We start from the raw sequence: 25,323 nt of genomic DNA, 5'->3' as shown, positions 1-25,323 counted from the left end.
GGCCAGTATCTGCATCAGGTCAGTATTCCCGGGCTGGATTTTCAAACCATCCTGCACCAGTTTCTCAACATCTGCAAACTTATTTTTATTCAGATAAATAAGCGACAGATCAAGGTAGTTTAAAATATTACCGGGCTCTGCCTTTATGGCTTTTTTAAAAGCTATTTCCGCTTCATCAAATTTGCCGTCGTGCAGAAAAGTAATAGCGTTAATTCTCGGGGAGTTGCTGCTATTTGCAGCCATATTTTCCGCATTGTCATTCTTTATTTTGCATCCAATAAACAGGAATGTAAACGTTAACGCAATGAATAGTTTGTCCGGCATAATCGCAAAGCTTGCATGAGAACGGGTGAAGATAATAAGAACCACCCTGATATGCACGGCAAAATATATTATTTGCATTTATCATTATTTTTACCTGCTTAACAAGCTGAATAATAATTTTTGTAATGAAAACGAGCATGATAATTTTTCTCACACAACCTGTCCCGAACCAGCTTCGGGAGGGGAATGCCTGCCTGCCGGTGAGGCAGGTGCATAGCGAGGTTCTCCCGAAGCAAGTTCGGGACAGGCATGAGACCATTGAAAAAACAAACTTGTACGAATGAAAAGAAAAGCTGCCAAAACAGGTGCTGTTATTGTTTTTATTGCCCTGCTGATTGCAACGTATATATTATCACGCAACAATTTGTTTTCCGGGGGAAGCGATAGTGTTGACAGCCGGCAAAAAGATACCGCGTTAAAGAAATATGGTTTTTACCTGGAACCGGTAAATGAGGCAGCCGGCATAACTTTCGTGCATGCCTGCCCTGACCTCGATCCTAAATTAGAACATATTAAAATGCAGATCGCATCCATGGGCGCATCTGTTTCCGTTTGCGATTTTGATAATGACGGCTGGAACGACCTTTATTTCACTAACAGTAAAACAGGCAGCAGAAATGCCTTATACCGTAATCTGCACGATGGCAGGTTTGAAGATGTGGCTGCTGCTGCGGGCCTGGCAGATGTAAACGCAAAAGGCACCGGCGTATCAATGGGCGCCGTTTGGTGCGATTATGATAATGATGGTTTTAAAGACCTGCTTTTATATAAATGGGGAAAGCCGGAACTGTTTAAGAATATGGATGGCAAAAAATTTGAGCGTGTAACCGAAGGCGGCGGCTTGCCAGCCTGGGTAAACGCCAATAGCGCCATCTGGCTTGATTTTAATAACGATGGCCTGCCTGATATTTTCATTGGCGGGTATTATAAAGAAACTTTTCACCTGGATAGCCTGCATACTACCAGGATGATGCCCGAGAGTTTCAGGTATGCCAATAACGGCGGCCGAAAATATCTTTTAATGAACACGGGCAACGGAAAGTTTAAAGATGTAACACAGGAATACGGCCTCACTTCCACCAAATGGGTGCTTGCCGCCGCGGCTGCCGATTTTAACGGCGATGGGTATCCTGAATTATACGTTGCCAACGATTATAATGTAGATGAATTTTATTTGAATGAAGGTGGCAAAAAATTTGAGGAGAAAGGAAGTTCAGCAGGCGTGGGCCGCATACCCAAAAGCGGCATGAACGCTTCTTTCGGCGATATTAATAATGATGGGAACATTGGTATTTACACAACCAACATTACCGAAAAAGGCATTTTAATACAAGGCAATAACTACTGGCTGCCCAATAGTGAGAATATGAAAGATGACCCTTCGTTTGTAAACCTTGCGCAGATATCCGGAATTGAAAATGCAGGCTGGGCTTATGGGGCGCAGTTAGGCGATCTAAATAATGATGGCTATATGGACCTCTATGTTGCCAATGGCTTTATTTCAGCCAAAAAAAATACGTCTTACTGGTACGATTACTCAAAAATTATGGATGGTAACAACAATATTATAGGCGATGCGAAACACTGGCCCGATATGGAAGGCAAAAGCCAGTCGGGGTATGAAGAAGATAAAATCTGGCTGAATAACAGCGATGGTTTGTTTGAAGATGTATCGGGCCGGGTGTGCCCGCCCGCCACCTATGATGGCCGCGCCGTAGCCCTGGCTGATTTATGGAACAGGGGCGTGCTGGATGTTATTGTGGCCAATCAAAACAATAAACCGCTTGTTTATAAAAATGAACCCGGCAACAATAATCACTGGATAGATTTTGATTTGATTGGAACGGTTTCCAATGCAGATGCCATTGGCGCAAAAGCACAAGTGGAATGGGATGGTAAAAAGCAGGTGCAGGTGGTTACCGGCGGCATTGGGTTTTCTTCGCAAAACCAGCACCGGCTTCATTTTGGGTTAGGCAGCAGCGGGAAAATAGACAAGGTAACGATATACTGGCCATCGGGGCGTATTGATACAATTGAAAACCCGGAAATTAATCAACTGCACACTGTAAAAGAAACCAGATAACTGATGGAACAAGCGCTAAAAACAGAAAGCCTGCAAAAAATGAATGTTTTTTCCCGGTGGATAAAAAATAATTTCCAATATATACCACCGGCGTTCATTACACTTATATTATTGATCGGCCAGGTTACTTATGGCATCTTAGACAGCTATGTAAACCTTGTAGTGGCCATAGGCACATCCGTGGCGGCTGAAATAATATTGGCGAGAACGGTATTGGGCACACGTAAAAATCTTGCCAGCGCTTATATAACAGGCATAAGCGTGGGCATACTGGTGCGGTCGAATCTTGTTTGGCCATATTTTGTCACAGCACTGCTTTCCATTCTTTCAAAATATGTGTTGCGCTATAAGGGAAGGCATTTATGGAACCCTTCCAACTTTGGCGTTTCGTGGATGCTTTTTTTAAACAGCATGCAGGTAGCCGGCCTGAGCATACAATGGGGAAGCAATCTTGCGGCCATGTCTGTTATCTGGATATTGGGATTGTTAATCGTGAACAGGGCAAAGCGGCTGCATGTAACAGTAACATACGTTATAAGCTTTATTATCCTCGCATATATTCGCAGCCTTATTACCGGCGATGCTTTTCTTGCAGAGCTGGCGCCGCTTACCGGCCCCACATACCAGTTGTTCATATTTTTTATGATAACCGATCCGCCCACATCTGTGTCAACCAAAAAGGGAAGAATAATCGTTGCGATACTGGTGGCGCTGGCAGAGTTTGTTTTGCGCCTCAGCCATTTTATTTATGCGCCTTTCTTCGCACTGTTCCTCGTGGGGCCGCTGGCCAGGTTTATTGATTTAAAAAGAAATGCGCCCGAAGCGCAACTGCAAAAGGCGCAGGTTTGAAGACAGCTATGGATCAATAATCTTTTAAATTTATCTGCAGATTGTGCAATGTGCAAATAGCAAGCGCAGTTTCATTTGTGCATACTTCTTCAAACATGGCCTTTGCTGCATTTAAAATATAGCAGGTTGCTGAGGGCATTATCTGCCGTATATCCACCAATATATATTCCCTTACGCCAGATGCTTCATAAACTTTCCGTTTTTCATTTTTGTCATACTGTTCTGTACCAGGAGATAATATTTCTATCACCATACCGGGAGCGCCATAAATTCTTTTCTGATGAATGATGCCGGCATTTTCTTCGCTGATAAATACCAGGTCGGGCTGATATACATTGTGATCATTAAGCTCAACATCTATGGGCGCAGCATACACCCTGCCCAATTTATTTTTTCGTACATAAATATTTATTTCGGTAGATAAAAACATTAACATACGCTGGTGCGCTTCAGTGGGTGCGGGAGACATAACAATATTGTTTTTTATAAGTTGTGCCAATGTGCCTTCAGGCAGCATGTCAAACACCTGTTTTATTGTTCTTGGAATAGTTTGCGTTTCCATGAATTAAAGTTAAAGATTTATTCTAACTGCTGCCATTACAGGCCGCCGCATTAACTGTTCTAACAATATTCTTTTTTCTTAACCCCTTGCAAAGTCCTTCATTCGCTCTATCTTTAGCAAATTAATTCATTACTGTTGTTGAGAAAACTTTTTGCTATAGCGCTCCTGTCAATCCATGTTTTTACAATGGGCGGTTACAGGCTTGTATTAAATTACTTTGAGCAAAAAGCTGACAAATCACTGGTGCAAAAATTAGACAATAACCAGTATAGCGAATCAGAACTGATCACGCTGAAAATACCGCTTAACATGCCTTACGCCTGCGACAGAAGCGGGTTTAAGCGCTGCGACGGCACAATAAAAATTAATGGTGTTTTTTATAATTATGTAAACCGAAAACTGGCCAATGATACATTGATCCTGCAATGTATTGCCAACCATGAAAAGAACAAGCTGCATAAGGTAAATAATGAGTATGCAAAATATGCCGGCGATGCACAACCATCTTCTTCCAGTGACAAAGTGATGAATTCCCTGCTAAAATTATTTTTCTCTGAATACAATTATAAGGCCGGTTACGATTTATCCCTGTCTTTTTTTAAAGCGCCCTGCATATACATGGCTGCAGATAATAATATCATTTGCCCCTCTTTTATCATGCTGCCTTCCAAGCCGCCTGAAATAGTTTAACTGCATGCCCTACCGTGTTATGTTTAATGGTGAATTGCTGTATTTGAAGTGAGTGGCGAGTGGTCAATTGTGCGTGTGTTCCTGCAATTATTCACTATTCACTACTGACAACTCACACTTAACATAACAATAGTTTTCTTTGTAATGTAGAAAGAGAACTATAGGCTGCTGTCAGTTGACCAAGCATTTACATAAACCACATCCATTTTATTATTGAATTAAGCGCCCGGCCATTGATAACCCGTGGCCTTATCTTCATTCAACATCTTATTACCAAAGAAATAAATTCTATGGCATTATTCAATTCCCGGAAATTGGCTGCTCCCATAAAACCGGCTGCCACTTACAAACCCGGCCGGTGGCGGTTTATATTGCCCCTGGTTGTCTTCTTCTGCATGTTGCTTACCTGGTATTTGCTGGTACATTTCAATATTTTTCCATCGTATGCCATGCCCACGCCCGGCGCAGTGGTAAAAAGCTTTTGGGAAGATGCAAAGTCCGGCAGTTTACTCACAGATATTGTAGCTTCCTTATGGCGGGTTGCTGTTGGCTTTATACTTTCTGCTGTATTGGGCATACCGGCAGGGTTATGGCTGGGGCAGCATAGTACTGCACGGCAGGCTTTTTTGCCGGTGCTCAATTTTTTCCGTTTTCTCTCCCCGCTTGCATGGATCCCCTTTGCCATACTTTGGTTTCATATAGGCGATAAGCCCGCTGTATTTCTCATATTTATGGCTACCTTTTTCCCGCTGGCGCTGGCCACCATGTCTGCCGTTGCTACCATCCCGGCTATTTATTTCAGGGTAGCGAAAGATTACAACTATAAGGGAATTGAGCTGCTTACCAAAGTAACTTTCCCGGCCGTGCTTCCGCAGGTTATCACGGCATTGCGCGTTAGCTATGGCATTGCATGGGTGGTAATTGTTGCAGCGGAAATGGTAGGCTGCCAGGATGGGCTGGGTTATGGTATATGGGAAGCAAGGAATGGATTAAGGCTTGACTCTGCAGCCTGTTATATGATCGTTATCGGCTTGCTCGGCATGGGCATTGACCGCTTTTTATTACAATTTTCAAAAATACCAAATGTACGCTGGGGTTATGAAAGATAAGACAGGCAACAACAGGCTTACACTGCAGCATGTTTCCAAAAGTTTTGGAACAATGCCGATAATCCAGGACCTTACACTTACCGTAAATTCAGGTGAGCTGGTCGTTATAGTAGGCCCATCAGGCTGCGGTAAAACAACTATTTTAAATTTATTGTCAGGGCATATACAACCAGACCTGGGGTCTGTGCACAGGGAAGGCGTTATACGAACGGTTTACCAGCAGGACGGCCTTTTTCCCTGGCTTACCGTTTCAGAAAATATCAGCATGGGCCTGCGCTCGCTAAAAGACCCGCTTCAGCGCGCAAAGGAATTACAGTCGCTCTTTGAATTAATTCACCTGCAGGATTTCAAACATCATTACCCGCATGAATTATCAGGAGGCATGCGCCAGCGGGCAGAGCTGGCAAGGGCGCTTGCCGGCAACTCTGATATATTGCTGATGGACGAGCCTTTTTCTGCTTTGGACTATCAAACAAGATTACGCATGCGGTATGAACTGGTGCGGCTGCTTGAAAACCGGCCCCGTACCGTGGTTTTTGTTACACACGATATTGAAGAAGCTGCACAACTGGCAGACCGGGTGCTGGTATTATCAAAAAGGCCCGCAACTATATTGAGGGAATTAAAAAATTCAGCGCCCAAGCCAAGGGATTTAACCGATAGCGAAGTAGTAAAAGCTATGAAAGAAATTCTGGAAGAACTGGGCATACTGAAAGAAGCCGGTGTATGACACCTGCAGGCAAGCGCCTAAGCCTTAAAAACAATTTGTTCAACAATAAATAAATCATATATGAAACGCCCATGTAAAATTTTCACAAACAGGGGAATGGTTATTGGGGCGTTCCCTGTCTGCCGGACAGGCAGGCATCTGGCCTAATAAAAAAATAAACAGATGAAACCGGCATGATAAAAATTTTCATTTATATCACACAGGGGAATGAAAATTTTTATCATCAAAGGTTCCATCCTACAATTAAAAAACAAAATCTATAAGGATGAAATCAAAAACAACACGCCTTGTCTTAATAGCAGCGATAGCTATCGCTGCTATTGCACTGCTGCGTTTCAAACCATGGGAAAATACTTCCTCCGGAAAAAATCCCGCTCTTGCAACTTCCGCCGACGCAATTCATGAAGGAGGCAATAAAAAAGCCACACGAGAGCTTACGATAGGCTTTCTGCCGGTAACCTGCCACCTTACCTGCCCGGTTACCGATTTTGCATCCAAGAACACGCAAACCAACACCAATTTTAATTCGAGGTTATTTACAGACTTCCCCACCGTGGTAAGCGCCCTGGAGGCCAAACAGGTACAGGCAACTTTTATGATCGTGCCGCTGGCAATGAAGCTTCGTGAGCAGGGCGTGCCGGTACAAATTTGCTATCTCGGTCACCGCGATGGCTCTGAAATTGTGGTGGGAAAAAACAGCGCCATCAGGAGCCTGCGGGATCTTAAGGGGAAAAAACTTGCCCTGCCCAGCTTTTTCAGCAACCAGAATTTTGTGATTCATAAACTGATGGAAGACTATGGCATGAAGCCAGACGATATAACATTCGTTATTCTTCCGCCGCCTGATATGCCCACATCGCTGGCTGCCGGCGCCATTGACGCTTATTTTGTGGGCGAGCCTTTTTGTGCCAAGGCTGAATTTGACGGCACAGGCCGCATTCTTTATTATGCCAGGGATATATGGCCCAACTTTATTTCCTGCGCATTGGTAGTGCATGAGGACCTTATTAAAAACAATCCTGATGTAGTAAAAGACCTTGTAAATGGCATAGCCCAATCAGGGCTATGGGCAGAAACACACCGCGCTGATGCCGCAAAGCTGGTAGCCCCTTATTTTCATCAAAATGAAAAGGTGTTGAATTATGTGCTTACCTCTTCGCCCGAACGGGTAAAATATGTAGGCCTCACCCCTACTGATGAAGACCTGCAGCGAATTGAAGACATGGGCTTAAAGCTTGGCTTCCTCAAAAAGAAGATACCAATGGATGAACTTATTAACCGCAGCTTTATACCTAAAGAAATAACGCCTGCCGATCTTAATGTTGCCGATCTTAATTCAAAATAAAGCGCCGGTTATTGATATTTCGCCCTTGCCGTCATTGTTGGCGGCAAGGGTTTCACCAAAATTCTTATTGCAGCAAGGTTAACTGTTTAAAGGCTGTCTTTGGCTATCACGCTCCAGTCATCATTGCCATGGCCTTTGGCTATCCATGCATCCATCACGGCTGCAATAGACGGTATAACAGCCAATGCTGTTCCTCCTTCTTTTGCTGCAGACAACATCAGCCCGGCATCTTTTCGCGCCATATTCAACTCCCACGACGGCTCATTGAATGCAGCATCTGTTATTTTCTTTAACCGGGCAGGCACCATTGCACCCAGGTTCCAGTTATTGAAAAGAAACAGCAGTTCTGAAGGTTGTATGCCATGCACTTTAGCCAGTGCAAGTGCGTCAGCAAGCCCTGCCGTGAGGCTCAGCAGGAAAAGGTTGCCCGATAATTTTATGCCTGCCGCCTTACCTTCCCGGGCGCCAAAATTTAAAAGCTTGCCGGTCATTGCAGATAATATGGGCTCATACTTTTCAATAACCGACTGGTTGCCGGAAACAAGCATAAAACCTGTGCTTTCCAATGCATTCTGCGGCCCCATAAAAACAGGCGCATGCTGATAGATGAAGCCTTTATCTTTCCAATACGAGGTTCTTTGCACAGCGCCTTTAACCGAAGTGGTGGTGTGATCGAAAATAACAGCGCCTTCTTTAAACCCTTTTGATGCGGCATCCAGCACTTCGTCAACTGTTGCATCGTCTTTTAATGTAACATGAATAATATCGGCGCCTTCTGCAGCCTGTTCTGCATTGTCAAAAACTTTTGCCCCATATTGTTCCAGCGCCTTTGCCTTTGATGTGGTACGGTTCCACACCTGCACCGCATCGCCTTTTCCCAACATTGCCTTCACGAAGTTTGAGCCCAATAAGCCCATGCCTAAAAATGCTTTTATCATACAAATATTTTTTTGAGTGAAGTTACTGATAGTAAGGTGTGAAAAGGCACACCCTTCCGGCATAAAAAATACACCTTCTACTTTATCGCCTTCTTTAAACAGCAGTTCACCCTTTTTATAATGAAAAATTTCCCGGTTGGCATCTAATGCAGGCCACCATTCTTTAAGGCATTTCTGATAAAGAAAAGAGTTAACAGCATCATATTAGCTCCCCTCTCCTTTGGAGAACCTGTCCCAACCATTCGGGAGGGGTTGGGGGTGAGGTCTGACAAAGAAATATTGTTCACTAATTTATCCCTTGCGCACTATAGCTAATTGTGTAATGCACGTTCTTACATTTTCTAACGTGGCTTACAGGGTTCATCTGTTCAATTTGGTTACCAGGATCAACCATCCGGACAAAAGATGTTGTTTTAAAATTAATATGCCATTGCAATATTGGTTCGCCGGCTTTTCATACATCTTTGCAAATTTTATGGCAGTTAAAAAACATACACAGGCCACGCAGTTTAATTACAGCATAATTGCAGCAGGCATACTATTCGCCATCCTTTGGTCGTCTGCTGCGGCAGCCACAAAGATCGGTTTGCAATCAGCGCAACCCTTCGTTGTTGCCATTCCAAGGTTTTTTATTGCAGCAATTATTATGTTGCTGATCGCACATATCGTTTTGAGAAAAAGATTGCCCGCAGGTAAAGAATGGAAACAACTGGCTGTATATGGCTTGCTTAACATCAGCATTTATCTTGGATTATATGTTATTGCCATGCAGCATGTGTCTGCCGGGCTGGGTTCGCTTTCTGTAGCCATCAATCCCATACTCATAAGCATTATGGCAGGTATATGGCTGCATCATCCTGTGAAGCGTGTTGCTGTAATAAGCCTGCTGCTGTGCTGCTCCGGGATTTTTATCGCAGCAATGCCGCTTTTTGAAAGCAGCTATGCCACACCGGGTGGTTTATCCATTTTATTTATCAGCACGATTTCCTATTCGGCAGGCGCTGTATATTTTTCAAAACAGCAATGGAACAACCTGCATATACTTGCCCTTAACGGATGGCAAACTTTATTTGGCGGTATTTTTTTATTACCTGTTGCGGCCATAACTTATCAACCTGCCAAAAATAATTTCGATTGTAAGTGGCTTGGGTCGGTACTGTGGCTTGCTATTGCTGTATCGCTTTTTGCTGTTCAGCTATGGTTATATCTTTTAAGAAAAGATCCTGTTAAGGCTTCTTTCTGGTTATTTCTTTGTCCTGTTTCCGGCTTTATCATTGCGGCTGTGATGTTGCATGAACCAGTCAGCCTATATACTGTTGCGGGCGTAGCATTAGTAATAGCGGGATTATATCTTGTGCAAAAGAAGAAACCCGGAACGGCTTGAATGATATACAGGCGCTGAGCATCAGGAACGAGCTGCCCAATAATATTATTCTTCCAGGCTTTCCTTACAGGTAACTGCATTTGCATATTGCCTTGCATCATTTAAAATAATACAGGGAGCGGCCATTGCCAACCATTATGTTTCATCCGTAACTGTTTGTTTTTTCAATTGTCGGATGTGTGAGAAAAAAATTATCATGCTCGGTTTCGTCATGTTATTGTCATGTTTGTTAGAGATGATTTAATTCCATCTTCCCTCCGGCCATTTTTATTCAACTTTGCACCGCTTTATGGTTGAGGGAACAACGCACAAGACAGCAACAAAAGAATTCCGCCAGCAATGGATTGAATTTATTTACCACCTGCAGCATGATATATGCAAAGCGCTTGAAGCAGTGGATGGCAAAGCAAAATTTACAGAAGACGAATGGCAGCGTGCAGAAGGCAAAGGCGGCGGCGGCTTAACGAAAGTTATCCAAAACGGAAATGTGTTTGAGAAAGGTGGCGTAAATACATCTGTGGTGTATGGCCATTTAACGGAACGCATGTGCAAAGTATTGCAGATACCTTTTCTAAGTAATGATGCCACCTGGTTTGCCGCAGGCATAAGTTCTGTGATACATCCTCTAAACCCGTTTGTGCCCACCGTGCATTTTAATTACCGCATGTTTGAATTGTATAATGCGGATGGCTTATTAGCTGACCGCTGGTTTGGCGGCGGTACTGATCTTACGCCGTATTATCTGTTTGAAGAAGATGCGCAACATTTTCATCAAACATTAAAAAATGCCTGCGATGCTTTTGATAAAAGCCTGTACCCGGCTTTCAAAAAAAATTGCGATGATTATTTCGTAAACACACACCGCAATAATGAGCGCAGGGGCATCGGCGGTATTTTTTATGATCATCAAAGATGTGATGAAAATCCTGATGCCACATTTTGGGCTGATTTGGCGAAAGCCTGCGGTTATGCTTTTATGGATGCGTATATTCCGATAGCGGAAAAAAGAAAAAATACGGTTTATAATACAGCGCATAAGCACTGGCAGGAAATAAGAAGAGGCCGTTATGTAGAATTCAATTTAATTCATGACCGAGGGACCATTTTTGGTTTAAAAACCAATGGCAGAACAGAAAGCATTTTAATGAGCCTGCCGGCAACAGTGCGGTTTGAATACAATTATAAGCCGGCGCCAGGCAGTGAAGAAGATAAACTATTACAGGTTTGTTTAAAGCCGGGGGAATGGATACCCCAACCTTAAAGGGAGTTATATAAAATTAGTCAGAGACTTAAAATTTCTCCCTTTAGGGAGGCAAGGAGGGCATTTATGTATTTACAAAGACGAAACAGAATTTTAAGGGCAAATGCTTCTGTGAGAAGTTTAGTGGCGGAAACAGTATTAACGCCAAACGATTTTATCGTGCCGTTGTTTATTGATGAAGGCGAAAATGTGAAAACGGAGATCGCATCCATGCCCGGCTATTACCGCATGAGCATTGACCATACCATTACAGAGGTAAAGGAATTATACAGCCTGGGTATAAAAAGCGTGCTGCTGTTCATTAAATGTAAAGATGAACTGAAAGATAATACCGGAAAGGAAGCCTGGAATAAAAACGGTTTAATGCAGCGCAGTATTAAAGCCATTAAAGAAGCTGTGCCTGAGATATATGTAATGACGGATGTGGCGCTTGACCCCTATTCAGTTTACGGGCATGATGGCATTGTAAAAGACGGAGAAATAGTGAATGATGAAACGGTGGATGCATTGGTAAAAATGAGCATAAGCCATGCGGAAGCCGGTGTGGATATGGTAGCGCCAAGTGATATGATGGATGGCCGTATTGCTGCCATACGGGAAGCCCTGGAAGAAAATAATTTTACAAAAACAGGCATTATGGCTTACAGTGCAAAATATGCTTCCTGCTTTTACGGGCCATTCAGGGATGCGCTGGATTCAGCGCCGGGCTTTGGCGACAAGAAGACATACCAGATGAATTATGCCAACCGTATTGAAGCCGTGAAAGAAGCATTAATGGATGAAGAAGAAGGCGCGGATATTATAATGGTAAAACCAGGCCTGCCCTATCTTGATATTGTGCGTGAGGTAAAAAATTCAGTGCATGTTCCCGTAAGCGTGTATAACATCAGCGGGGAATATGCCATGATAAAAGCGGCTGCCAAAATGGGCTGGATTGATGAGCACAAAGCCGTATTGGAAACGCTTACTTCCATTAAGCGCGCCGGGGCCGACCTCATAGCTACGTATTTTGCAAAAGATGCGGCGAAGTTGTTGGGATAAATGATCCGGCATGATGCGCTGTTCATTTTAGCCGGCAGCTTTCCGGCCCATATCCATAAAAAGTCACGCCTCACAGGCCACAGAATACCACTCGTTTTTTAGTTTTAAAATTCTTTTAATACATAATTTAAACTACTTGCCGTTATTGCAATCGTACCATTTTAAAAGGAAGCGATGAAGCATAAACCAATTTTAGTTTTCCTGTTCATCCTGCTGGCAGGCAAAACTTTCAGCCAGGATCAAAGCCATACGGCCAACGTAAGCACAGTAGATGGCATTATACACGCATTATATGATGTAATTTCGGGGCCTGTGGGCGAAGAAAGGGATTGGGATACCTTCCGTTCGCTGTTTGCCCCGGATGCACGCATGTATATAGCCGTTCCGGGCAAGAATGGCGGCGTATCTTCTTTACAAAGCATAACGCCGGATGAGTATATTACCCGCAACCAAACCCGGCTGCCCGACATTGGGTTTAATGAAGATGAACTATACCGCATTACCAATACCTATGGTGCAGGCTCGCAGGTTTTTTCCACTTATGAATCGCATTATACCAACAAAGACGGGGAGCAGGAAATAACGAAGGGCATCAACAACATCCAGTTATATTTTGACGGGACACGGTATTACATTGCAAGCATTTTCTGGGATGCCAACGCCAAAAATATTGAAGTGCCGGAAAGATATTTGCCAAAGAACAGGAATACGGAATACCAGATCAACCTGCAATGAAGCATTGAGCGGTAACGGGGTCAGACGCTTCAAAGCGTCAGACCCATCTTTTAAATTTCCCAGGGCATAGGAAGGCTGATGAAGAAATGCAGATGCCTGCTATTCACCACTTACCACCTCCCTGTACATTTCCCGGTACTGTTTGACCAGCCTACAGGGAGAAAAATATTGCTGAATAAGAGACGGGGCTATAAACCTGATGGCACTGCGCCTGGCTTCATCCTGCATGGCATCCATAAGTGCGGCCTGTATGGAAGCAGGCTCAGGCCGGCATACCCAGCCCAGGCCATATTCATGCACAAATGCGCTTAAAGCAACGCCTTCTGTTACCAGCACCGGCGTGCCAGCGTGCAGGGCTTCCACTACTACATTGCCAAAATTTTCATCATAGCTGGGCAGCACAAACAGGCTGGCCTGCATCAGCACCTCAAATTTTTCTTCCCGGCCTTTCCAGCCCAGCCATTGTATTTTATTGGCAATGCCCAGCCGTTCTGCTTTTTTTACCAGCCTGCTTATATAAGCATTTTCACCGCTGCCGGCTATTTGCAAACAGAGCGGCTTGTTTATACCCGCTATTGCTTCAAACAACAATTCCAGCCCCTTTTTAGGATGGATGCGGGAAAGAAAAACGAGGGTAAAAACAGGGTTCGGCTGCTTGACCATTTCCACAGGCGGCAGCTTACTGATATTCGATAGCGTTTTGCCTTGCCAGCCCGGCATTATCCGCCTGCACGCTTCCATTTCCATTGCAGCCGTTGCATGCAGGTAACTATATCGGAGCAGCGATTTGCCTATAAGCTGATGGGCAAGCCGCTTTACCCGGCTGTTGGAATGATTGATGATATAACTGCTCAGCATGCCCCTGGGCGATAACAGGGTTTTTACCTTTCTTTTTTTACAGATAAACAGGCCCGCCATAGCAGGAATATTCCACCAGGAATGTATATGCACCACATCAAATTCCCGGCAATGCTTATACAGGCTTTTCAGTAATCCAAAAGACAGGTGCAGGGGATCTTTTGTCTGCCGTTTAAAATAGATAACCTTAACCCCTTCAATCATATACAGTTTACCCGGCTCAACTTCTAATGCTGTATTGCCATTGGCTGTGGTGGCATATACCGTTACATCCTCACCTGCGGCGGCCAGGGTTTCGCAAAGCCCGGCAATGGATTCCACCGGGCCGCCATACACATAAGCAGGTTTATAAGAGGGAACAAGATGAAGGATTTTCATTGCTCAAATCCGGTAGAAAGCTGGTAAAACCGGGGAATTTTAGTGAAGGCATTGCAGCCATTACGGTGTCTTCAGCTTTATTTCTTATTGATCTTTTCTTCAGTAAGCCTCAGCGATATCAGCATTTCCACAATGGTGCGCTGCAAGGTATAATGCCAGCCCCGCTGCCCGTTAAAGATCATTCTTTTCCCTATCAGGCAAAAAAAGAACATCAGCAACGGTGTATAGATTCTTTTTTTCCTGAGCTTTTCCAGGAATGACATTTCTGCTTCCGGCTTGGTCACGAGCATGTTGGCCTCTTTGAGTGAATAAGCTGACTGATTGAGCAGCCAACGGCTTAAAGGCTTCCTGTCGTCATGCAGTATCTTATTTTCAAGGCCGGCTGTTTTGCCATTTATTCTAAGCCGTTGCGTATGGCCATCATCATAATAAATGCAGGCACTGCGCTTAAATAAAACCGGCCTTGGCGTAGTATTATTGCTGGCAAGCGGTCTTTTAAACAGTACAAATTCAAACTCCGCATTAAAGGCGCAGGCGTGATTTTGGGCAAGCTTTTGTTTTACCTCTTCAATAAAAGCATAACTAAGCATATAATCTGCATCCAGGCTAAGCACCCATTCACTGTTGCAGAGGCCCAAACCATAATTCCATTGCCGCGCATGGGTATCGAACTTTCTTACATATACTTCCGTATTGGGAAAACTGTTGATGAGCCCTACGGTTTTATCGGTGCTGCCGCTGTCAACCACAATAATCTTTTCCAGCCAGGTAAGATGATGGAGGGCCCTGGCTATATTATCTTCCTCATTCCAGGTAAGTATTATAGCGGTTAATGTTTTTGCAGGAATAAGGCGGTCCATGTCAAAAAGCTGCTGCAATTTTTTTATAGAGCTGATAGTATGCATCAGCAATGGTTACTGCATCAAAACGCTGCCTGTTTTTTCGCCCGTTCATAATAAGCTGTTCACGATAGGCATCATTGTAAATGATCTGCAGCAGCCCCTGCCGTATCGCATCCACGTTATGCGGATCTACCAGGCAGGCGGCATCGCCGGCTACTTCGGGCATGGCAGAAATATTGGAGGCAAGCACCGGCCGTTCAACTGCATTGGCCTCAATAACGGGCATTCCAAAACCTTCATAAACAGATACAAAAGCCAGCAGATCGCAGTTGATATATTCCTGGTATAACGCTTCTGTTGAGAGATTTGATTTAACAGTAAAATCAATTTCATATCTCCTGAGCTTTTCCATATCTCCTGTATGCACATTCCCCGCTATCACCAGCCTGCATGGAATATTTTTTATTGCTTCTGCCAGCCTTGCCAGGTTTTTATTTTCGGCAGCGCCTACCTGCAATATTGCCGGGCAGCTTTTATTAAAGGCTTTAGGCGCCGGCTGGAATACCTGGCTGATGGCAGCCGGCACCACCTGTATTTTATCTGCATGGCAGCCGGTATAACGCATAACCGCCTCTTTTGTGGCTAACGATACTGTAGTTATATAAGCAGCTTTTTTAACCGGGGCTTTTAAATAAAGCCAGCCCGTCATTTTCTTCTGAAGGCTTGTTTTACGCTCCATGAACCGGCAATCGTGTATGGTAAGCAATACATTTTTTTTACGCATCAGCAGGTTAAGAAAATGCATTTCGCCTGTTATATGCAATACTGTATTCTTTTGCTGTAGCAGAGCAGCCTCAATTATATTAAAAGCCTTCGACACGTAACCATCGTTGAACCGGCTGCAAACTTCAACCTTAAAATCAATCTTATTTTTTAACTGGCAGCGAAGGCTTTCAAATATGCTTTCTATACTGAAATTAAAACCCGGCCTGGGCCTGCGCTGAAAATGAATCACCTTTATCATTTCAATATTGATCGCTTATGCTTCAATCACCGGCATACATGCTGTTTCTTCATCTGCACTTTCAAACAAGGTAACTTCTTCAGGCAGGCTATCATTAAATGCTGCCAGTATCATGCCTCCTGCAAGCATAGCAAAACCAAGTGATGTTGGCTGCGCCCAGTTTCCCTGCCATATATTGATAAACGCAAAACTAAATAGCATCCAGGGCAATGTGTTCCCTTTCCGCAATTCTTTAATGCACCTCTTTAACAGTGAAATACTTAAACTTACCCTGATAAAAATAATAATAAAGCCAGGCAACAGGCCCAGTTCACCGATAATACGGCCCCACTCTTCTTCCGCTATCAGAAACTGCCGGTCTCCTGATAAAAGCACAGCGCCGGCATTGGTGCCCATACCAATGCCATAGCCGAAAAAGGGTATGTTGGGCGCATTTTGCAGGGCGCTGATCATGCCGCCTGCAAAGCGGTCAAAAAATACGCCATGCAACCCGCCCTCGGTTTCATTGGCGCTTTCAAACCGGGCAATGAAAACGTTCATCCCTTCACCAAAAAAACGCATATCCTTTAATAATATCCATGCAGCTCCAACCAGTGCGGCGCCTGCGGCTATCCTTTTTACATAACCGGGTTTGCGCAATAAGGCTATTATCATGAAAGAAAGGGATAAAGCGATTTCAAATAACAAAGTACGGCTAATGGAAAATGGTATAGCTAATAATAAACATACCGTAGCCGTAATAAGAAGCAGCCTGTTAATAAGGTAAGCATGAAACCAAAAATAAAAAATACAGGCCGCAAGGAAGCCGTAATACAACGAATTGCCATTGGTGAACGAGAAAAATCCCGGCGGCCGGTAATAGCCAAGCGCCCCGCTAAAACCAGCGCCGCCCGCATCCCCTCCCACGCCCCGGTTTACAAAAGCAGACTGCGGGCTGTAAAACTGCATAATGATGAGCAAGGTGGCGGGAATGGCGATCCCCAAAGTTACCCGCCCTATCTGTACAAGGTCATCCGCATCCAGTATGCGGCCAATAGCAAACATTAAAGGAAAATGAATGAGGAATACCCTGGCCCCGAATAAGGCTACAAAAACATTCCCATGCCCCATTGTTACCGCTGTAACCATTGCAATACAGGTAACCAGCACCATCCAGAAACTATATGGGTTAAATGCATACAGCCCTTTTGCACGGGCCGCCAGGATAATATAAACAGCTATGGGATCGCGTATAATAAGCAAAGGATCAGAAAGCCCCGGCAATACCCATTTTCGCAAGGCCCCTTCAAAAATAACCAGCAGGAAATAGAGCCATACCGCAGCCTTCAGGCGGCGAAGCGCTTTATACTGTATGCCCGGTAAAAGCTTCATTTGATTGGCTGCAGGTTTGCCGTTTACCAGGTTGCCTGCATACGGCCATTAATTTGTTCATGAATAGCTGATGCCGTTAACTTAAGATTTAGATTTTTGTAAATCTTCAATAATCATAATTAAGCTTGTTTTGACCTAAATCCCTCTCCAAAGGAGAGGGACTTTGCACACATCTTGACAGGTTTAAGATCCACCTTAAATCAATGGCATTGCATGAATGGCATGGATTATGGTTTCACCGTAAACTTCCCAGGAATAAGCACGGGCATGACTGGCCGCGGCCAGCCCCATATCTGCAATAAATTTACGATGCTCGGCAAACCAGTTTATCTTTTCCGCTATCATTTCCGGGGAACGGACAGGCACCACAAACCCGGTTTCACCTTCCTTCACCAGGTCTTCCCCGCCTGTGTTTTTTGTAATGATAATAGGCAATCCCCTGCTCATAGCTTCCTGCATTACCAATGCCCTTCCTTCCACTATGGAAGGCAAACAGAGAACATGGCAGGAAGACATTACCTTAAGCGCCCCGCAATGAGGAGCCGGCCTGATGTACGTATATGCGGGCAGGTGTTTTTTATAAAAACTTTCTTTCTCCAGCCTGCTGCCCATAACAACAAGTTCTACGCCTCGGTTATTCAAAACCTGTATTGCCTTTGCCAGGTCTGCCAGTCCCTTTCGCTGGCCAAGGCTTCCTGCAAATAACACCCGTAATCTGTCGTTTCTTTTCAAATCAGCCCTTTTAATTTCCTCAGAGAACAGGGGCGTGCCAAAGGGCGAGACCAATATTTTTTTTCCTGAAAACTCCTTCAACACGGAGTCAGCCACAAACCGGCTGGGCGCAATTACAAGGTCTGCCATTTCCATTTCAGCGGTTTTTCTTTCAAGTTTTTCAGGTGAATTATTAATACTCCGCCTCAATGTATTTTTCCATTCCGGCAGGCGCTCTGCTTCTTCCATCAATAATTTAAGGGCTGTTTTCCAGTAAGCTATGGGCAGATCGTACACACAGGCAAGCCCTGTTTTTTTCGCTGCAGCAAAGCTGTAAAAACTCCCGTCTTCATAAGCATATATCAGGCGGGCCCTCCCCGCAGCTTTGCTTATTCTTTTTGAAACATACCTGTCAAGGCTTCTGTAAACCGCATCAATGCTGAAAACGCTGTTTTCCTCCTTCGTTAATTTGTATATACCTGTCCTGTTTGCCAGTTGGCGGCATATTTCCCGCCAGGGATGAGTTACGGTAAAGGGCTTAAGATGGGTTTTAAACGCGCGCCTGCCAATATCCCTGACAAGGTATTGGAGCCAGGCAGTGTCTTCAAAACCGGCCACGGTTGTATAAAAATATTCCAGCAACCCTTCCTGTGCAAAGGCTGTTACCATAGCGCGAACATTGGCATTGCCTGTAGGATGTGAAACCAGTATTTTCAGTGTGGCTGAAGTTTTTGCAGGATATTTTTAATCAATAACCGGCCATTATTCTTTAAATGAATGAAACCCGCTAAAGGATAATAAAGTTTTTTTTCATACATCATAATCATAAACCGTACAAATACAGAAGATGACAACCTGAGCAATGCCGCCTTCAGTTCCATCTTCTCATTTTCATTATACATGCTGTTTGAAAGGCAATTTGCATGCGCCACAGCAAAATATTCTCTTGCTTTATGCACTTCACGCACCGCATAATTTCTTTTTTTAAAAGCCGGCTCCAATACTTCTTCAAAAACATTGGTTATCCCTTTTATTTCTTCCAGTTTCCGTTTCATCCGCTGCCGGCCGGCATTATTCCATACCCTGTAGCAGGCATAAACAGCAGGTGTATATACATTGCCATACCCATGGGCTGCAATATCGGCAGCCAGGTAATAATCTTCCGCAAAATTGGAAGGGCATTGCAGGAACCCCGTTTCCTGCAATGCCTTTTTCCTGAACATAATAATATTGGCCGATACTCTGTAACCTTTCAGGCATCTCTTTAAAGCAGTTTCGCCTGTTTCAAACGCATCCTGCCTGAAAAGACTGCGTATCCGCAGCACCTGTTCATGCTCATTTATTTCCTGCACAGCACAATGGGCATACCCTGCCATGGGGTGCCTGTTCAGCAACCCACTTAAATAACGTATATAACCCGGTAAAAGCAGGTCATCAGAGTCCAGCCTTACGATATAATCGCCCATAGCCTGTTTAAAACAGGCATTAACATTGGCGGTTATGCCTGTATTGCCCGGCTGATGGATTACTTTTAACAAGGTTGTTTTGCGCTTCAGCATGGTGAGAACAGTTGCCGTATTATCTGTGCTGGCATCGTTTGAAATAATAATTTCACAAGGCAGCAGGCTTTGCGCCAGCACACTGTTAATACAATTTTGAAGGCAATGCGCCTGGTTAAAAGTGGGTATGCAAACAGATACCTTCATTTAAAATTCCCGGGAAAATTTCAGGTGAACCATCTTTAATATTGCATTTAAACAGGCGGGCAATCATATCCTTTTGCCAAATTGCCGCACTCAGATAATGTTTTTTACAGGGCAAACAGCCGATAAAATATTCTTTGTATATACTTCGCTTTTCCAGTTAATACATTCTTCATAACCAGCCTGGCAGAGGGGATGATTGCCACGATCCATGTGCAGGCAGGGGTGGCAGGGCGCCACGGCATCAATAACCCTGCCCGTGAATGCGGGGCTCGTAACAGCATTTGCGGGCGCTTCGGTAATGGTAATAGAACAATTACCGGTTGCATACTGAAGCAGGTGCGATGGAAAGCTGTCTGTGCTTAACGTATGCCGGGCATATTTTGCCAGTTCGATTATATCGCCCGGCTCTTCGTAAAAGTAAACAACCTTTAACCCCTGCCGCAAAAATGCGTTTGCCATTTTATCTTTATAAAAAAAGGCATAGCAGGCATGTGGCAGGAATTTCTTTGCCCACCATACCGGAATAAACTGCCTTGCCGTGCCGGCTGGGAAAACAAGGATATATTGATGTAAATCTCCGGGAATATGCAATGCCCGGGATACAGGTGCGCCATTTACTGATTTGTATTGCAGGCTGGCCATATCTTTTTTAAGTTGCCGGCAAAAGGCATTGTAAGACGTTTTCCGGAAAGCCTTAACGGCAGTTATTTCTTCATAGCCCTGGTAAACAGTTTTCCCTGCTGCAGGTGGCGACTGGATAACACCTAACCTGTCAAAAATGGCGTACAGCATGTTCCCCGCAACCTGCCTGCAGAAATTGCCTTTTTTACGCAGCACCTGTCTGCCGTAAGGCGATATAAACCTGCATCCTTTTATAATTGGGATTACCAGGTTTTTTATACCCAGCGAAGTATAAATTAATGACCTTCCGGAAGGCCTGCCACAACTGATGAAAAGCCTGTCCGAAAAAATATGCGTAGCCAGCCTTTGCATAAAGGGCGGCACAAAGACGCTTATTTGCACAGAAGGGTAAATGGCTGCAACTGCATACAAGCTTACCAGCCGCATCCATACATCGCCATTACCGCCCTTCCCTGAATCTATTGCCACCGCAGCCATGCAATATTGAATGATTTTTGAGCTTCTATTATTAGTCATTTGACAGGTACCGGGCAAATTTGCCGGCAATGGCGCCTACACCCCATTCTACAGGCGTTTTGCTTTGCAGCATGCTGTTATACCGGCTTATTTCATCCGCATATTCGGGAATGGGCTGCGAAGAAGGCGCTGTCACTTTAACCCCATGATAAATCAGTGCGGCAAAAGCGCCGCTTTTGCCAATATGTTCCACCGGCGTGCATAAAATGGCTTCGTGTAATATGCTGAACACCGTTGACACCTTTGCAGCTTCCATTTCTCCTAATTCTATTATCTGTACAGGATTATGCAGCGCTTTTTTAATTTTCCCCAGTTCTCCGGGGTGGTTATTTCTTCCAATAAATACCAGCGCTATTTTCTTTCCGGCGCCTGTTTTTTGTATATGGGCGGGTATTTCCGCATAAAGCTTTGCAACGGGATAGAGCGTTCCAAAAATGCCTATTACCAAAAGCGATGCATCACTAAAATGTATGTGGTTTTCTTTTTCTATCTGTTGCAAAAAATGGTGGTCAGCAGGGCCGTTGGCTATGTTACTGAACAAGGGCATCACCTCTGCGTATATTTTCTTTTTCCGCAGCGCCAGCTGGTATAACCGGTTAGTGGTAGTGATTTTCTGAGGCGAAAGCATTTGTATAAGATTAGCGCAGACCTGCTTTTGAAAAAAACCATACATTTTATGTTTTATGGGAGAGAGCGCGCTTATGCCTGTCCATATTTCGTGAAACATGATATGCCATTTGCAATTTTTTCCCAACTGCTTTATTATATGAGGTAAATAAAACGGCAACCCCTTTTTGCTGAACCCGTAAGGCACATATTGCAGGCTTATCCATTCGGGGCTAAAGCGGTTGATGTAATCATTAGCCTTTGCAATGCGGGCCTTCCACGAAAAAAGATTTGAAAAGCGAATTACAGGCACCTGCACATCTTCATCATGCTGGCATTCTTCCGCATAACCTTTGTGTATGGATTTATCATGTAAAGCGGCAATAGCCGCCTGGTTACCCAGTTTTATCAGTGCGCCGGCAAGCTTGCGGGTATAATCGCCCACCCCATCCTGCCCGGGCTCAAGGCTGCTGCAAAGGAAGATGATGTTCAAAAAAAGAAAAGAAGTCGTGTTATGCTAATGATTACCTTAACCTAAAATTCAATAGCGCCTGTAAAAACGCCCGATAAAAGATGCAAGCTTTATATATAGTTTTTTCAGCAAAATGCTTCCGGAATTACGGACTTTAATAAAACCATCCGCGTTTTTCCAATATGCTTTTTCTGCAATGGAAGGGGGAAAGCCTTTTAAAGCATACAATAAGCAATTTTTTTTCCAGGGCTTTGGAAAGCCGGTTGCATGCGCCATAACCTTCCACCCGCCGTTTATAAAGCTCATAGCATCAGGCCCCATTTCGCTTATCTCACCATCATAACACATAGCTGCCATATTGAAGGTATCCTGGTCTGCAAAATGAAAAGCATGGCCTGCATTTGTTTGTGCGAACACGGAGGGATTTACCTGGTTATATCTGACAACGTGATGCAGCAGGTTTGACCAATATTTCAGGAAGCTGATGTTTGTTTTTGATACCCCGCAAAATCCACTGTTTAAGCCTGCATGCAAATGGCAGGACATAGGGTAGTTTAATGCACGGATTATTTTCTTCCATTCATGCCTTACAGGATGGGAAGACGGCATTGCCACTGCTGCAATTTCCTGAACAAGGCATACGCCCTGCTGCGCCCAACTTTCAAAAAAATCCCAGGGATAAGCAATGACTATATCCGGATCAAAATAAAACAGCAGATCAAATTCAGGCTTAATCTTTTCAATTACCTGCAGAAAAAAATCGGGTTTATAATTACTTAAATGCCATCCTGTAGTTATGGGCAGGAAATGCAGGTGTATATGCTGCATGGTTTTCATAATAATAACATCATGCCATTCTGCTATTGTATTTTTTTCTCCCTTTACCCACTCAGGCAGTTCACCTTTATAGCCGATATATATTTTACCCTTAAACCCGTTTGTATGCAGGGAATTAATGAGTGCCGCAACACCATAATGATAATGTCCTTCAAACAAGGTGCAAATGATGCTTTTGACCATGCAACTTTTTATATGCCCTTTTTATTAACCGCACAGGAAAAAAAATATCAATTAATAAAATACTTTTTATAAGCGCTATATTCAAACAAAAGTTTTTATTCAGGCTAAAACTATATACCCATGTTTTACAAATGCTTTCTTTAAGCTGCTTCCGTATGGCTTTATCCTTCGTTTTTTTAACGAAGCGCACCATGTTTTGTACAGCTTCTGCGCCCATAAGGCTGGCTTTTAACGACCGTACATTATGCGGATGCGCCCTGAAATAATTGAGTTTTCTTTCATCAAAGAATATGCGGGCATTATAACAAATGTTTACCCATATACGCCAGTCGCCCGATACTTTTAAACGCATATAGCTTTTATCAGCTTCCATAAAAAGTGATTTTTTAAAAACAACGCCGCTGGCGTTTGAAATAATGCAGTTGAAGAAAAGGTACTGTTCGCAAAAGGCCCTGCCTCTCATGCTTTCACCATTAATAAAATAATTGATAAAAACAGCAGGATAGCTATCGTTTGAAAGCATAATATTACCCTTCTCATCAATAGCATGATAATTACAGAAATACAATCCAAGGCTTTTATCTTTTTTCAATTTCAGCATGGCCTGTTCCAGGAAGCTTACATTGGCATAATCATCGCTTTCTGCTATCCATATATATTCTCCCTGTGCCAGCACAACGCCCTTATCCCATTGTTTAAAGGTGCTGCCGCTGTTTGCTTCATTGTACATTATTTGCGAAACACTGGGGTGGCTTCTGTACAATTCTATAATTTCCCTGCTGTTATCGGCAGAACAATCATCCAGTATAATTACTTCAAAATCTTTAAAGGTTTGATTTAATACAGATTCGATCCGTTTTTCAAGAAAAGGCGCATGGTTATAATTCGGTATAATAACAGAAACTTCCATTAAATTTTAAACCCATCCGGATTTTTTTCCAGCAAAGGCACCATCCATCCCTGAATGAACTGTATATCTTTCATGGCATTGCCTGAGAGCCTGTAAAACCAATACAGGGCATTGTAATATTGTTTTAGCTTCAGCCGGTACATAGCCTTTTCTTTTATAAACAGGTATTTGAGATTATTCCAGGCGCCCTGGGTTTTTAATAGCTTCAGGAAATATATGATAAATGCACGCCTTAGCTTTTTAAGGCTTAAGACATATTGTTTATCAAAAGCATCAAATACCATCCTGTAGAGGAAAAAATAATAATCGGCATAACCAAAAGTGGCGAAGTTTTTTTTGAGGGCCATCCATGCAAGCCTCGATGACGGCATAAAATGCCTGTAATGCAGGGCCTGGCAATAATATATTTTCCTCCCCATCAGCAATAAGCCGAAAGCCAGTTCTACATCCTCTCCCGCTGCTTTGCCCGGCACCTTGCTGGTTAATGCAGCAAAGCCAAGCTTTCGCAGGCATTGCCAGTCAGTATTTTTAATGATCATGCCGGCTCCCCATACGCCGTAATAATTCTGATCAAAATAACCCGGCTTTTTTACCGGGCTGCCAATAACCATATAATGCTCCAGGTTGAGCGCCTTAATCCATGCAGGCGGATCACATTCAAACACCGCATCGTTACAGCCCTGAAAAATACCGGCGCCCGGATGTTCCTTTATCAGCCTGGCAGCATGCAGCAGGTAATCGCGGCACAGCCAGTTATCATCATCCACTATTATCATCCATTCAAATTTAGCTGCATCATATCCTGTTTCAACAGCATAGCCTTTACCGGGCCTTGGCTCATACAGAATATGTAAGGGGAAAGGTGATCCGAGCTCACGCCAGAGATTGCAGCTAAAGCCGGTTGTATTATCGGTTGAGGCATTATCTATCATTATTATTTCAACGGAAATATTTTCGGGAATGTTCAGCGCTGCCAGGTACCGGAGTGTTTGCTGCAGCCTGGAAGTTCCGTTATGCGTGCAAAGCACCAGTGAAAAACCCTGGCAATCATTTCCGGGCTTCATTCGTGCATTTTTGTTTTTCAACGGCCTCATGCCTGTCCCGAACTTGCTTCGGGAGAACCTCGCTATGTACCTGCCTCACCGGCAGGCAGGCATTCCCCTCCCGAAGCTGGTTCGGGACAGGTTGTGTGAGAAAAATTATCATGCTCGGTTTC

Annotated in this window: 24 protein-coding genes; 10 read left to right on the top strand and 14 right to left on the bottom strand. The window is 43.9% G+C overall.

The genetic code is table 11. The features are described 5' to 3' along the window. A partial coding sequence (locus QM629_RS11340; protein ID WP_415159986.1) for a tetratricopeptide repeat protein occupies positions 1-402 on the bottom strand: 402 nt, incomplete at its 3' end. Positions 403-604: 202 nt separating this feature from the next. Between QM629_RS11340 and QM629_RS11335 the strand changes: the two genes are divergently transcribed. After that, positions 605-2,407, top strand: a complete 1,803-nt coding sequence (locus tag QM629_RS11335; RefSeq protein WP_415159985.1) for a CRTAC1 family protein — start codon at positions 605-607, stop codon at positions 2,405-2,407. 3 nt (positions 2,408-2,410) lie between these two features. Beyond that, positions 2,411-3,256, top strand: a complete 846-nt coding sequence (locus QM629_RS11330) for an RnfABCDGE type electron transport complex subunit D (protein WP_415159984.1) — start codon at positions 2,411-2,413, stop codon at positions 3,254-3,256. Positions 3,257-3,269: 13 nt separating this feature from the next. Here the strand turns inward: QM629_RS11330 and QM629_RS11325 are convergent, their stop codons facing one another. Next, positions 3,270-3,818 (bottom strand): Uma2 family endonuclease, encoded by a 549-nt coding sequence (locus tag QM629_RS11325; RefSeq protein ID WP_415159983.1) that lies wholly within the window; start codon positions 3,816-3,818, stop codon positions 3,270-3,272. Positions 3,819-3,956: 138 nt separating this feature from the next. Here QM629_RS11325 and QM629_RS11320 point away from each other — a divergent pair, with 138 nt between their 5' ends. The 4 genes from QM629_RS11320 to QM629_RS11305 all read left to right on the top strand — a co-directional run bounded on the left by QM629_RS11320 (position 3,957) and on the right by QM629_RS11305 (position 7,692). Next, the gene (locus tag QM629_RS11320) at positions 3,957-4,508 is read left to right on the top strand and encodes a hypothetical protein (RefSeq protein ID WP_415159982.1); all 552 of its coding nucleotides are present in this window, start codon (positions 3,957-3,959) and stop codon (positions 4,506-4,508) included. A gap of 290 nt (positions 4,509-4,798) precedes the next feature. Beyond that, positions 4,799-5,617 carry an ABC transporter permease gene (locus tag QM629_RS11315; RefSeq protein WP_415159981.1) on the top strand — a complete coding sequence of 273 codons (819 nt, stop codon included), beginning with the start codon at positions 4,799-4,801 and terminating at the stop codon, positions 5,615-5,617. After that, the gene (locus QM629_RS11310; RefSeq protein ID WP_415159980.1) at positions 5,592-6,347 is read left to right on the top strand and encodes an ABC transporter ATP-binding protein; all 756 of its coding nucleotides are present in this window, start codon (positions 5,592-5,594) and stop codon (positions 6,345-6,347) included. The genes QM629_RS11315 and QM629_RS11310 overlap by 26 nt, the downstream gene beginning before the upstream one ends. Positions 6,348-6,612: 265 nt before the next feature. Then, positions 6,613-7,692: an ABC transporter substrate-binding protein gene (locus QM629_RS11305; protein ID WP_415159979.1), complete on the top strand. Its 1,080-nt coding sequence runs from the start codon at positions 6,613-6,615 to the stop codon at positions 7,690-7,692. A gap of 86 nt (positions 7,693-7,778) precedes the next feature. Here the strand turns inward: QM629_RS11305 and QM629_RS11300 are convergent, their stop codons facing one another. Continuing rightward, the gene (locus QM629_RS11300; RefSeq protein WP_415159978.1) at positions 7,779-8,630 is read right to left on the bottom strand and encodes an NAD(P)-dependent oxidoreductase; all 852 of its coding nucleotides are present in this window, start codon (positions 8,628-8,630) and stop codon (positions 7,779-7,781) included. 475 nt (positions 8,631-9,105) lie between these two features. Between QM629_RS11300 and QM629_RS11295 the strand changes: the two genes are divergently transcribed. The 4 genes from QM629_RS11295 (at position 9,106) to QM629_RS11280 (ending at position 13,051) form a co-directional block, all read left to right on the top strand. Then, positions 9,106-10,014, top strand: a complete 909-nt coding sequence (locus QM629_RS11295; protein WP_415159977.1) for a DMT family transporter — start codon at positions 9,106-9,108, stop codon at positions 10,012-10,014. A 289-nt stretch (positions 10,015-10,303) separates the two neighbouring features. Further along, the gene (gene hemF / locus QM629_RS11290) at positions 10,304-11,275 is read left to right on the top strand and encodes an oxygen-dependent coproporphyrinogen oxidase (protein WP_415159976.1); all 972 of its coding nucleotides are present in this window, start codon (positions 10,304-10,306) and stop codon (positions 11,273-11,275) included. A gap of 66 nt (positions 11,276-11,341) precedes the next feature. Continuing rightward, positions 11,342-12,316, top strand: coding sequence for a porphobilinogen synthase (gene hemB / locus QM629_RS11285; protein ID WP_415159975.1), 975 nt, complete (start codon positions 11,342-11,344; stop codon positions 12,314-12,316). A gap of 174 nt (positions 12,317-12,490) precedes the next feature. After that, positions 12,491-13,051: a hypothetical protein gene (locus QM629_RS11280; RefSeq protein ID WP_415159974.1), complete on the top strand. Its 561-nt coding sequence runs from the start codon at positions 12,491-12,493 to the stop codon at positions 13,049-13,051. A gap of 99 nt (positions 13,052-13,150) precedes the next feature. Here the strand turns inward: QM629_RS11280 and QM629_RS11275 are convergent, their stop codons facing one another. From QM629_RS11275 to QM629_RS11225, 11 genes are all read right to left on the bottom strand, one after another. Then, the gene (locus QM629_RS11275) at positions 13,151-14,287 is read right to left on the bottom strand and encodes an XrtY-associated glycosyltransferase XYAG1 (protein WP_415159973.1); all 1,137 of its coding nucleotides are present in this window, start codon (positions 14,285-14,287) and stop codon (positions 13,151-13,153) included. Positions 14,288-14,364: 77 nt separating this feature from the next. Continuing rightward, positions 14,365-15,147: a glycosyltransferase family 2 protein gene (locus tag QM629_RS11270; RefSeq protein ID WP_415159972.1), complete on the bottom strand. Its 783-nt coding sequence runs from the start codon at positions 15,145-15,147 to the stop codon at positions 14,365-14,367. A gap of 1 nt (position 15,148) precedes the next feature. Beyond that, a complete protein-coding gene (locus tag QM629_RS11265) occupies positions 15,149-16,153 on the bottom strand; it encodes a glycosyltransferase family 4 protein (RefSeq protein ID WP_415159971.1) in 1,005 nt (334 codons plus the stop codon). A 15-nt stretch (positions 16,154-16,168) separates the two neighbouring features. After that, a complete protein-coding gene (locus QM629_RS11260) occupies positions 16,169-17,524 on the bottom strand; it encodes a hypothetical protein (RefSeq protein WP_415159970.1) in 1,356 nt (451 codons plus the stop codon). A gap of 195 nt (positions 17,525-17,719) precedes the next feature. After that, positions 17,720-18,904: a glycosyltransferase family 4 protein gene (locus QM629_RS11255; RefSeq protein ID WP_415159969.1), complete on the bottom strand. Its 1,185-nt coding sequence runs from the start codon at positions 18,902-18,904 to the stop codon at positions 17,720-17,722. Positions 18,905-18,948: 44 nt separating this feature from the next. After that, the gene (locus tag QM629_RS11250; protein WP_415159968.1) at positions 18,949-19,941 is read right to left on the bottom strand and encodes a glycosyltransferase family 2 protein; all 993 of its coding nucleotides are present in this window, start codon (positions 19,939-19,941) and stop codon (positions 18,949-18,951) included. Positions 19,942-20,031: 90 nt separating this feature from the next. Continuing rightward, entirely contained in the window at positions 20,032-21,060 is a 1,029-nt protein-coding gene (locus QM629_RS11245; protein WP_415159967.1) for a hypothetical protein, read from the bottom strand. A 31-nt stretch (positions 21,061-21,091) separates the two neighbouring features. After that, positions 21,092-22,198: a hypothetical protein gene (locus QM629_RS11240; protein ID WP_415159966.1), complete on the bottom strand. Its 1,107-nt coding sequence runs from the start codon at positions 22,196-22,198 to the stop codon at positions 21,092-21,094. Positions 22,199-22,246: 48 nt separating this feature from the next. Continuing rightward, the gene (locus QM629_RS11235; RefSeq protein ID WP_415159965.1) at positions 22,247-23,197 is read right to left on the bottom strand and encodes a hypothetical protein; all 951 of its coding nucleotides are present in this window, start codon (positions 23,195-23,197) and stop codon (positions 22,247-22,249) included. Then, positions 23,166-24,107, bottom strand: a complete 942-nt coding sequence (locus QM629_RS11230) for a glycosyltransferase family 2 protein (RefSeq protein ID WP_415159964.1) — start codon at positions 24,105-24,107, stop codon at positions 23,166-23,168. The genes QM629_RS11235 and QM629_RS11230 overlap by 32 nt, the downstream gene beginning before the upstream one ends. Further along, on the bottom strand, positions 24,107-25,171 hold the full coding sequence (locus QM629_RS11225; RefSeq protein ID WP_415159963.1) for a glycosyltransferase: 1,065 nt from the start codon (positions 25,169-25,171) through the stop codon (positions 24,107-24,109). Before QM629_RS11225 ends, QM629_RS11230 begins: the two co-directional genes overlap by 1 nt. Between the last annotated feature and the right edge of the window lie 152 nt (positions 25,172-25,323).

It is taken from the genome of Parafilimonas sp. (assembly GCF_047606085.1).
Taxonomy (GTDB): Bacteria; Bacteroidota; Bacteroidia; order Chitinophagales; family Chitinophagaceae; genus Parafilimonas.
Note: the sequence above shows the minus strand (reverse complement) of the source record. Positions and strands in the feature narration are given on the sequence as shown.